Origin of the sequence: Caldimonas taiwanensis NBRC 104434, assembly GCF_001592165.1 — a bacterium.
GTDB lineage: Bacteria > Pseudomonadota > Gammaproteobacteria > Burkholderiales > Burkholderiaceae_C > Caldimonas > Caldimonas manganoxidans.
This window is the reverse complement of the sequence record NZ_BCWK01000034.1, coordinates 1-9,304: the sequence shown is the minus strand read 5'-3', so window position 1 is coordinate 9,304 and position 9,304 is coordinate 1. Positions and strand designations below refer to the sequence as shown.

12 protein-coding genes are annotated in these 9,304 nt (G+C 65.8%); 4 read left to right on the top strand and 8 right to left on the bottom strand.

All coding sequences use genetic code 11. The features are described 5' to 3' along the window. Positions 1-1,152, bottom strand: a 1,152-nt coding sequence (gene pobA, locus CTA01S_RS15445) for a 4-hydroxybenzoate 3-monooxygenase (RefSeq protein ID WP_062196763.1), incomplete at its 3' end; no start/stop codon positions are given. A gap of 124 nt (positions 1,153-1,276) precedes the next feature. On the opposite strand from pobA, the gene CTA01S_RS15440 reads away from it, so the two are divergent. Then, entirely contained in the window at positions 1,277-2,215 is a 939-nt protein-coding gene (locus CTA01S_RS15440; protein WP_062196762.1) for a helix-turn-helix domain-containing protein, read from the top strand. Here CTA01S_RS15440 and CTA01S_RS15435 read toward each other — a convergent pair. The 4 genes from CTA01S_RS15435 to CTA01S_RS15420 are packed head-to-tail and all read right to left on the bottom strand — an operon-like array spanning position 2,178 to position 4,948. After that, positions 2,178-2,771 carry a DUF4136 domain-containing protein gene (locus tag CTA01S_RS15435; protein WP_062196761.1) on the bottom strand — a complete coding sequence of 198 codons (594 nt, stop codon included), beginning with the start codon at positions 2,769-2,771 and terminating at the stop codon, positions 2,178-2,180. The genes CTA01S_RS15440 and CTA01S_RS15435 overlap by 38 nt on opposite strands. A gap of 32 nt (positions 2,772-2,803) precedes the next feature. Then, the gene (ttcA, locus tag CTA01S_RS15430; RefSeq protein ID WP_019561347.1) at positions 2,804-3,727 is read right to left on the bottom strand and encodes a tRNA 2-thiocytidine(32) synthetase TtcA; all 924 of its coding nucleotides are present in this window, start codon (positions 3,725-3,727) and stop codon (positions 2,804-2,806) included. Next, a complete protein-coding gene (locus CTA01S_RS15425; RefSeq protein ID WP_019561348.1) occupies positions 3,724-4,122 on the bottom strand; it encodes a dihydroneopterin aldolase in 399 nt (132 codons plus the stop codon). The genes ttcA and CTA01S_RS15425 overlap by 4 nt, the downstream gene beginning before the upstream one ends. Before the next feature lies 1 nt (position 4,123). Further along, the gene (locus CTA01S_RS15420) at positions 4,124-4,948 is read right to left on the bottom strand and encodes an SDR family oxidoreductase (RefSeq protein WP_062196760.1); all 825 of its coding nucleotides are present in this window, start codon (positions 4,946-4,948) and stop codon (positions 4,124-4,126) included. Between the two features lie 23 nt (positions 4,949-4,971). Between CTA01S_RS15420 and CTA01S_RS15415 the strand changes: the two genes are divergently transcribed. Then, positions 4,972-6,090, top strand: a complete 1,119-nt coding sequence (locus tag CTA01S_RS15415; RefSeq protein WP_062196759.1) for a class I SAM-dependent methyltransferase — start codon at positions 4,972-4,974, stop codon at positions 6,088-6,090. Positions 6,091-6,098: 8 nt separating this feature from the next. After that, a complete protein-coding gene (locus CTA01S_RS15410; RefSeq protein ID WP_062196758.1) occupies positions 6,099-6,293 on the top strand; it encodes a DUF2905 family protein in 195 nt (64 codons plus the stop codon). Positions 6,294-6,358: 65 nt separating this feature from the next. Here the strand turns inward: CTA01S_RS15410 and CTA01S_RS15405 are convergent, their stop codons facing one another. From CTA01S_RS15405 to pcaH, 3 genes are all read right to left on the bottom strand, one after another. Then, complete coding sequence (locus CTA01S_RS15405; protein ID WP_062196757.1) at positions 6,359-6,574, bottom strand: hypothetical protein; 216 nt, start codon at positions 6,572-6,574, stop codon at positions 6,359-6,361. A gap of 180 nt (positions 6,575-6,754) precedes the next feature. Further along, the gene (gene pcaG / locus CTA01S_RS15400; protein ID WP_062196756.1) at positions 6,755-7,345 is read right to left on the bottom strand and encodes a protocatechuate 3,4-dioxygenase subunit alpha; all 591 of its coding nucleotides are present in this window, start codon (positions 7,343-7,345) and stop codon (positions 6,755-6,757) included. Continuing rightward, positions 7,342-8,055 carry a protocatechuate 3,4-dioxygenase subunit beta gene (gene pcaH / locus CTA01S_RS15395; protein WP_062196755.1) on the bottom strand — a complete coding sequence of 238 codons (714 nt, stop codon included), beginning with the start codon at positions 8,053-8,055 and terminating at the stop codon, positions 7,342-7,344. The genes pcaG and pcaH overlap by 4 nt, the downstream gene beginning before the upstream one ends. A gap of 113 nt (positions 8,056-8,168) precedes the next feature. Between pcaH and pcaQ the strand changes: the two genes are divergently transcribed. Then, on the top strand, positions 8,169-9,095 hold the full coding sequence (gene pcaQ / locus CTA01S_RS15390; protein ID WP_019561355.1) for a pca operon transcription factor PcaQ: 927 nt from the start codon (positions 8,169-8,171) through the stop codon (positions 9,093-9,095). Positions 9,096-9,304 lie beyond the last annotated feature (209 nt).

The following is a 9,304-nucleotide window of genomic DNA, read 5'->3' as shown; positions in this document are numbered from 1 at the left end:
GTTCTCGGCCAGGGCGGTGGAAGCCGCGCGCGAGCCGACCAGGTAGTCGAGTTCGGCCTCCTGGATCTTGCGGCCGAACTCGCCATGGTCCGGAAAGTGGTGCAACAGGCTGGTCATGTACCAGGAAAAGCGCTCGGCCTTCCAGACGCGGCGCAAGCATTTCTCGGAGTAGTGGTCGATGCCGGCGCTGCTGCGCTCCTGGTAGTACTCGATCAAAGCCCGCGAGAGGTAGCCCACGTCGGAGGCCGCCAGGTTCAGGCCTTTGGCGCCGGTGGGCGGCACGATATGGGCCGCATCGCCAGCCAGGAACAAGCGCCCAAAGCGCATGGGTTCGGCCACGAAGCTGCGCAGCGGAGCAATGCTTTTCTCGATCGAAGGCCCGGTCACCAGCGACTGCGCGGCTTGCGGATCCAACCGGCGGCGCAGCTCGTCCCAGAAGCGCTCGTCGCTCCAGTCCTCCACCTTCTCGCCCAGCGGCACCTGCACATAGTGACGGCTGCGCGTGGGGCTGCGCATGCTGCACAGCGCAAAGCCGCGCTCGTGGTGGGTGTAGATCAGCTCGTCGCTGACCGGCGGGGTGTCCGACAAGATCCCCAGCCAGCCGAAGGGATAGATGCGCTCGAAGGTCTGGATCGCACCGGCCGGCACACTGGCGCGGCTCACCCCATGGTAGCCGTCACAGCCGGCGATGAAGTCGCACTCGATCTCATGCGTGGTGCCGTCTTTTTCATAGCGCACACGCGGCCGCTCGGTGTCGAAGTCGTGCAGGCTCACATGCGCCGCCTCGTACACCGTGGTCAGTCCCTCGGCGCGGCGCGCCTCCATCAAATCACGGGTGATCTCGGTCTGGCCGTACACCATCACCGATTTGCCGCCGGTCAAGCCGCTGAGATCGATGCGGTGACGTGCCCCTTTGAAACAGAGCTCGATGCCGTGGTGCACCAGGCCTTCACGGTGCATGCGCTGCCCCACCCCGGCCTGGTCCAGCAGGTCTTGGGTCACCTGCTCGATGATGCCGGCGCGGATGCGCCCCAGCACGTAGTCGGCGCTGCGCTGCTCCAAGATGATGGCGTCGATGCCGGCGCGGTACAGCAGCTGGCCCAGCAACAAGCCCGAGGGGCCGGCACCGATGATGGCGACTTGCACGCGCATGGCAGTTCTCCTGACACATCGAGACGGGTTGACGAATCTCAAGCTTAGTGAGCCCCGGCCCACGCTGAAATGGACGTGGCGGACAATCACTTGCACAATCCGAACATCCCCGCCTGTTGTCAGCATGGTCACCCGGGTTCCCACCTACGCGCTGTACGGCGAGCAAGGCCAGCCTCTGATCCCAGAGAGCCTGCATGTGGAATCCATCGCCGAGCGCAGCCGACTCTACGATTGGGAAATTCGCCCCCATCGGCATGATCTTTTCGCACAGATCCTGTGCCTGCGCAGCGGCCGAGGCGAGGTGGTGTTCGACGATGAACGACAGCCCTACGAAGCGCCTTGTGTGGTCTTCGTGCCGGCGCTCACGGTGCACGGTTTTCGCTTCTCGACCGACACCGATGGCGTCGTGCTGACCGTGGTGGCCCAGCGCCTACAGGCCTTGCTGCAAGCCGAACCCGGGTTGGAGGCAAGGCTGTCGCATGCACGGTGTTTGCGCTTTGCTGCGCAGGCCCCGGCCTTCGAAGCGCTGGACGAGGCGATACGCACCTTGACCGCCGAAGCCCAAGGGCATGCCCCGTGGCGCCTGGCAGCGCTGACGGCGGCGCTCAGCCTGGTGCTGGTGCGCCTGGGCCGGGCGCTGGAGGCGGCCGACGCCCACGGAGCGCAAACGCCCTCGCGCAGCCTGCAACACGTGCAACGCTTCCGCGCCCTGGTCGAGCAACACTACCGCGCGCAACCGCCCCTGTCCTTCTATGCCCGCCAGTTGGGCATCACGCCCACGCAGCTCAATCGCGTCTGTCGCGAGGTGCTGCGCAATTCGGCCTTGGGCGCGGTGCACGAGCGGCTGTTGTTGGAGGCCAAGCGCGACCTTGCCTACACGCAGCTCAGCATCAAAGAGATTGCTTGGACCTTGGGCTTTACCGACGCCGCCTATTTCACGCGCTTTTTCACTCGACACACCGGCTGGTCGCCGCGCCGCTTTCGCGATCTGGCCCGACGCCAGCTGGCCGACCCGCGGCTGGGGCTCAGCGCGGAATCTCGATCCGCACCCGGCGCGGACTGATCGCCGGCTGCGGGAAGTCCCGCATCGCGGCCTCGAACAGCGTGCCACGCACCGCCTCGTCGGCCCAGCGCCCATCATGGCGGGCGCTGGTCTCGTACAGCACCTGCTGCGTGCGCGCATCGCGGATCAGCACCGACACGTCTTGCACATAGTAGGGCTGCGGCGCATAGAAGCTCAACCCCACGCTGGCGCCACGGTAGGCCCGTCCGCCATAGAAAAAGCCCGTGTTCCAGCCCCAAGGCCAGGGGTCGTCCCAGGGCGCACGCTCAAAGCGGGTCAGCCGGCTGGCCACCTGGATCACATACTGGGGCGAGGCATCGGCCGCAGCCAGCGTGAAACCCGCCTTTTGCAGCGCCGGCAAGGCCGCCGCCTCGATGGCCTCTTGCTGCGCGGCTTGGGCCTGTTGCGAGGGCAAACGCTCGAAGCGGAAGCTGCCGGGGCGTTGATCCGCCGGCCACTGCGAATGGCTGCTCACATCGCTTTCGATCAAACGCATGTTGGCGCAGCCGCCCAACACCAACAGAGCCGCCAGCGCCCACCCGCTCATCCAACGCATCGGTCGTCTCCCTGCCCGCCGCAGCGGGCCGCTCAGCGATCCCAGTGCCAACTCACCACCGCCGACGACGGCGGCGCGGCGCACGCCTCATCCTCGTCGAAGGCCTTGTCCCCCCCGGCCTCGGGCACCCCGGAGGCTTGGAGGCCGGCAAAGGGATACAGGTTCCGGTCCATCAGGTGCGAAGGCACGACGGTTTGCAAGGCCGAGAACATGTTCTCGATGCGGCCAGGATACTTCTTTTGCCACTCCCGCAGCATCGCCCCCACCTGCTTGCGCTGCAGGTTGTCCTGACTGCCGCACAGATCGCAAGGGATGATCGGGAACTGACGATGCTCGGCCCAGGCGGCCAGGTCGTGCTCGGGCACGTAGGCCAGCGGGCGGATCACGATGTGCTTGCCATCATCGCTCACCAGCTTGGGCGGCATGCCCTTGAGCTTGCCGCCAAAAAACATGTTGAGGAAGAAGGTCTGCAAAATGTCGTCGCGGTGATGGCCCAAAGCGATCTTGGTGGCCCCCAGCTCGCTGGCCACGCGGTAGAGAATGCCGCGGCGCAAGCGCGAGCACAGGCTGCATGTGGTCTTGCCCTCGGGGATGAGGCGCTTGACCACCGAATACGTGTCCTGCTCCTCGATGTGGAACGCCACCCCCCGGCTCTTGAGATACTCGGGCAGCACATGCGCCGGAAAGCCCGGCTGCTTCTGGTCGAGGTTGACGGCCACCAGATCGAAATGCACCGGCGCGCGCTGTTTCAAGTTGATCAGGATGTCCAGCAGGGCATGGCTGTCCTTGCCCCCGGACATGCACACCATGACCTTGTCGCCGGGCTCGATCATGTTGTAATCGGCGATCGCCTGCCCCACCAGGCGGTGCAGCCGTTTGCTCAGCTTGTTGGCCTCGAAGGCTCGCTTGTCGGCCGCCGCCTTGCCACCGGGGCGCTCGTCCAGCGCGGTGCTCATACCGACTCCTTCATGCGGAAGACCTCGACGCCGACGGCATCGCAATCCGGATAGACATCGGGCTTCTCGGTGGACACCCGCGCGGCCTTGACCTGCGGATGCGCCATCATCAGCTCGATCACGTCATCGCACAAGGTTTCTTGCAAATGGATATGGCCTTGCGCCACCCGCTGGGCGATGGTGCGGCGAATGAAATCGTAATCGACCACCTCCTCCAGCCGATCGGCCTTGGGCGTGGTGGTGGCCAGCGGCACGTACAACTCCACATTGATCAACACACGCTGCTCGCCGCGCTTTTCGAAGTCGTGCACACCGATGTTGATCCAAACCTCGTAGTTGCGCAGAAAGAGCCGGCGGCAGTCCATCAGGCTCGGATGGTTCAACAGGGATTGCATGTCATTCCTTGGAAACGGCCAAGCCCTGGCGGGCGATGAACATCACGTCACGCGGCTGGGCATTCAGATGCTGGCCACCATCGACCAGCAAGGTCGTGCCGGTGATCGCCGGCGCATGCAACACGAAGCGCACGGCCTGAGCGATGTCTTGCGGCGTGGACGAGCGCTGCAGCGGCGTCATGCGAAACGAAGCGGCGAACTCGGCCTCGTTCATCGGCCCCGAGGGCAGGGTCACGCCCGGGGCCACGCCCACCACGCGCACCGCAGGCGCCAGCGCCTGGGCCAGCAAGGTGGTGGCCGACTCCAGCGCCGCCTTGGACAAGGTATAAGCGAAATAGTCAGGGTTGGGATTCCACAGCTTCTGGTCCAGCAGATTGACCACGCAGCCGCTGCGGCCGTCGCCCTTCAAATGGTGGGCCAACGCCTGGGCCAGCAGCACCGGGGCTGCGGTGTTGACGCGCCAATGGCGCTCCATCGAAGCCAAGTCGGTGCTCAGCGCGTCGTCGTACTCGAACAACGACGCGTTGTTGACCACCGCATCGAGCCGCCCGAGCGCAGCCACCGCCTGCGGCACCAAGGCCCGGCAGGCGCGCTCGTCGGACAGATCGGCCGCCAGCACGGCCACACGCGCGCCGGCGTTGCGGCACTGAGCGGCCGTCTGTTCGGCCTCGGCCGCCGAGCGGCGGTGATGCAAGGCGATGTCCCAGCCCTGCGCCGCCAGCTCCAGGGCCATCGCGCGGCCCAGACGGCGCGCCGCCCCGGTGATCAGGACCACCGGCCGCGCGGCTTCGGCTGAGGACTTCAAGGGCTTTGGAGAAGCAGACATGGACGGCTACCTACAATGCCGCGATGCAGACCAACGAACCCCTCAGTGTAACGGCCGCCCTGTCCGAGCGCCTGCGCCAGGCCATCGTTGCCGAGGGCGGCTGGTGGGGCTTCGACCGCTTCATGGCCGCTGCCCTGTACACCCCGGACCTGGGTTATTACGCCAGCGGACGCCGCACCTTCGGGCTGCTGCCCGACAACGGCAGCGACTTCGTCACCGCCCCCGAGCTCAGCCCGCTGTTCGGCCAGACCCTGGCGCGACAATTGCGTCAGGCCTTGGTGGCCAGCGGCACCGCAGACATCTGGGAGTTCGGCGCCGGCTCGGGCGCCCTGGCCAGCCAGCTCCTGGGCGCACTGGGGCCGGCGGTGTCGGCCTATCACATCATCGAGCTGTCCGGCGCCTTGCGCGAGCGCCAACGCCAGCGCCTGGCCATCGAGCAACCCACGCATCTGCCGCGGGTGCACTGGCACGACCGCCTGCCCGAGACCATGCGCGGCGTGGTCATCGGCAATGAAGTGCTCGACGCCATGCCGGTGCAGTTGTTGTATTTCGACGGGCAACAGTGGTTCGAGCGGGGCGTGGGCGTGGACGGCTCGCGTTTCGTCTGGCGCGACCGTCCCACCGCGCTGCGCCCGCCGGTGCCTGCGGCCTTCGTGCCCGGCACCGTCACCGAAATCCATCCCCAGGCCGAAGCCTTCGTGCGCACCTTGGCCGGCTGCCTGACCCGCGGCGTGGTGTTCCTGATCGACTACGGCTTTCCCGAGGACGAGTACTACCTGCCCCAGCGCCATGGCGGCACGCTGATGTGCCACCGCGCCCACCGCGCCGATCCCGACCCTTTGGTCGACGTGGGCGACAAAGACATCACCGCCCACGTGAACTTCACCGGCATCGCGCTGGCCGGCCAGGAGGCCGGGTTGGAGGTGCTGGGTTACACCTCGCAGGGCCACTTCCTGCTCAATTGCGGGCTGTTGGAACTCATGCCGCCAAACGATCCACGAGCCGCCGCGGCCGTGAACAAACTCGTCAACGAGCACGAGATGGGCGAGCTCTTCAAGGTGATCGCCTTGGCTCGCGGCTTCGACCTGCAGCACTTCGAGCCCATCGGCTTCACCCACGGCGACCGCAGCCACAGACTTTGAGGTGCTGCATGCTGCGCTGGCTACTCATCATCCTCTTGGCGTTGATCGTCTTCAACGGTCTGAGCGCCTGGCTGCACCGCATTGGCCTGGGTCGCCTGCCCGGCGACTTTCATTTCAAGCTCGGCGGCCGGCAGTGGGACCTGCCCTTGACCAGCGCGGTGCTGTTGAGCCTTCTGGCAGCGCTGATAGGAAAAGTCGTCTGAGTCACCGTCTTGGAACGCGCCGCGAGGACCTTGGGCTGCGAGCCCCGAGGCGGAGCGCGCGGCGTTCAAGGGAACCAAATGCTCCACAGCCCCGCCGCCACGTGTCCCCAAATGAGGACATTGACGCCCAGCAGCGCAAACGTGCGGGTATAAGCCCACAAGGTACTGGCCCGGCGGGCCAGCACGTCATGGCCGGTGAAGGCATAGAGCAACATGCAAAGAGCCGACGGGACCAGGGTGCCCACGATGAGCACACCCATCACCCAGTAAAAAACAGTCATGGCGGAGAACGATGTCGAGTTCGTGGGCGCTCGCTTTCGCTGCACGCATCCCACAGATTACATCGCCTCCCGGAAAATGAAAGCCCCGTCGGCAGGGCTTCGGCCTGTGCGCTGCCGATGACGCTGGGCGCCAGCCGGCCCAGCGCCCCGCGTCACCGCATGCGAAGCATCCGAGGCGCCTCACAGGTCGAAGAACACCGTCTCCTGATCGCCTTGCATGTGGATGTCGAACTGATACACCACGCCAGCGGGCTGCACCTGCCGGCGTGCCAGCAAGGTGCCGCGACGCTCGGCCGGCACCGATTGCAACACCGGATCCTGGGCGTTGGCCTGCGCTTCATCCTCGAAATAAATGCGAGTGAAGGCATGGCTGAGCATGCCGCGCATGAACACGATCACATCGATGTGCGGGGCCTGGCCATCGGCCGCGCCGGGCTTCACGGTGGTGAAGACAAAGCGGCATTGAGCATCGGTGCCGGTGCCACAGCGGCCAAAACCAGTGAAGCCCCAGGCCTGGGCCTGCTCGGCGCTGGTGACCTCGCGGCCTCGTGCATCCAGCTGGGCGATCTCGATCATCGCATCACTGACGGGCTGACCCGCGCCGTCGAGCACCCGGCCGATCACGGTGATGTGCTCACCCTCGGCATGCGGCTGAGCCAGCACCGGCGTGTACGCGCTGCCATGGTCATAGAAGTATTGGCGTGGCGTCAAGCCGTAGGCAAAGTAAGGCCCAACGGTTTGAGAGGGGGTTTGTGCAAGCAGGGTGCTCATCGCGGCGTCTCCATCGGCGTTTCATTCGGGCCACGCAAGACGATGTCGAAAACATAGCCCAGCGCAAAATCCGGTTCGGTCACCTCCAGCGAAAACTTCGAGATCAAGCGATCACGAGCGCGCTCGGGCGTGCCTTGGAAGATCGGGTCATGCGCCAGCAACGGGTCGCCCGGGAAATACATCTGCGTGACCAAGCGGCTGGCAAAGTACTCGCCAAACAGCGAGAAGTGAATGTGATTCGGCCGCCAGGCATTCGGATGATTGCCCCAGGGATAAGCCCCCGGCTTGATGGTGTAGAACTTGTAGCGGCCCTCGTTGTCGGTGAGCGTGCGGCCGGCGCCCAAGAAGTTGGGGTCCAGGGGGGCCTCATGCTGATCGACCTTGTGCACATAGCGCCCCGCGGCATTGGCCTGCCAAATCTCCACCAGCGCATGACGCACCGGACGGCCCCGCTCATCGAGCACCCGTCCGGTCACCACGATGCGCTCCCCCAGGGGCGCACCATTCTTCGCCGCATTGCGCGTGAGGTCATGATCCAGCGGGCCGATGGCGTCGTGCCCATACACCGGGGCGCGCAGCTGACGCAGCCGCTCCTTGATCGGCAACAGCGGCTTGGTCGGACCACGCAGCACGGTGGACTTGTAGTCGGGGTAGATGTAAGGCGGGTGGCTGTCCCAGTCTCGGGGACGCAGCGTCACGGTCTCGCTCATGGGGGACTCTCCTCGTGGGGCCGTCATGGATGATCAATGCCCACACTCTAAGCATCACCCAAGGTTATGTAAATTGAAGTTTCGTTCGATAATCAATTCTTTCGAGTTATCGAATGAATCGCATCCAAGCTCATCGCCTCCAGCTGCGCCACTTGCACTGCTTTCTGGCCGTCGCACGACTGGGCCATCTGGGCCGAGCCGCGCAGGCGCTGTCCATCAGCCAACCCGCGGTGACCAAGACCCTGGCCGACCTGGAAGCCCTGCTGGGGCTGCGCCTGTTCGAACGCGGCCGCCGTGGTGCACGGCTCACACCGGCCGGGCAGGGCTTCTTGCGCCATGCCAGTCAAGTGATGGCCGCGCTGGATCAAGCGCTGGACAGCGTGGCCCCCGGCCAGGCGCCCACCGTGCTGCGCTTGGGGGCACTGCCCACCGTGGCCCATGCCATCGTGGCCGCCGGCCTGCGCTCACTGGGCCTGCCCGCTGGCACCACGGTTCACATCGAAACCGGCGCCAATCGCGAACTGTTGGCGCGTCTGCAACAAGGCACCCTGGATGCCGTGGTCGGCCGCCTCTCGGAGCCCGAGTGGCTGCAAGGCCTGACCTTCGAACACCTGTATGCCGAGCCGCTGATCATTGCCGTCAGACCCGATCATCCCCTCCGACACAAGCGCCGCCTGAGTGCAGCACAACTGGCAGACTACGACTGGATCCTGCCCGTGGCCGACACGATCATCCGTCACAACGCCGACAGTTGGCTGCAAAGCCAGGCCGTCGTGCCGCGGGGCATGGTCTTCGAAACCCTGTCCGTCTCGCTGGGCCGAGAGTTGGCCGCCAGCAGTGATGCCCTGTGGTTCACACCTTCGGGCGCCATCGAGGCCGACCTCGAACGCGGCGTGCTGGCCCGACTGCCGCTGGCCTTGACCGGCACCGAAGAACCGGTGGGGTGGCTCATGCGCAGCGAGTCTGCCCCCTCACCCGCCTTGCAAGCAGTGCGCGCAGCGCTGCGCGAACAGGCCAAGCGAAGACATCGACGAGCCTGAGCCCCCCGGCCGCAGCCGCCCCGTCTGCTTTCGCCCCACGACAACCGCCCACGCGGCCTCGGTCCGGTCAGCGACGCGCCACGCCGCCCTTGGCGGCGCCTGCCATCATCCACGACCGCATCTTGCTCAGCCTTGATGCCACACGCCCTGCCGCCAATGTTGTGCCGGCCGCATGGATGAGCAGCCCATGCTGACCGCGCGCATACAGC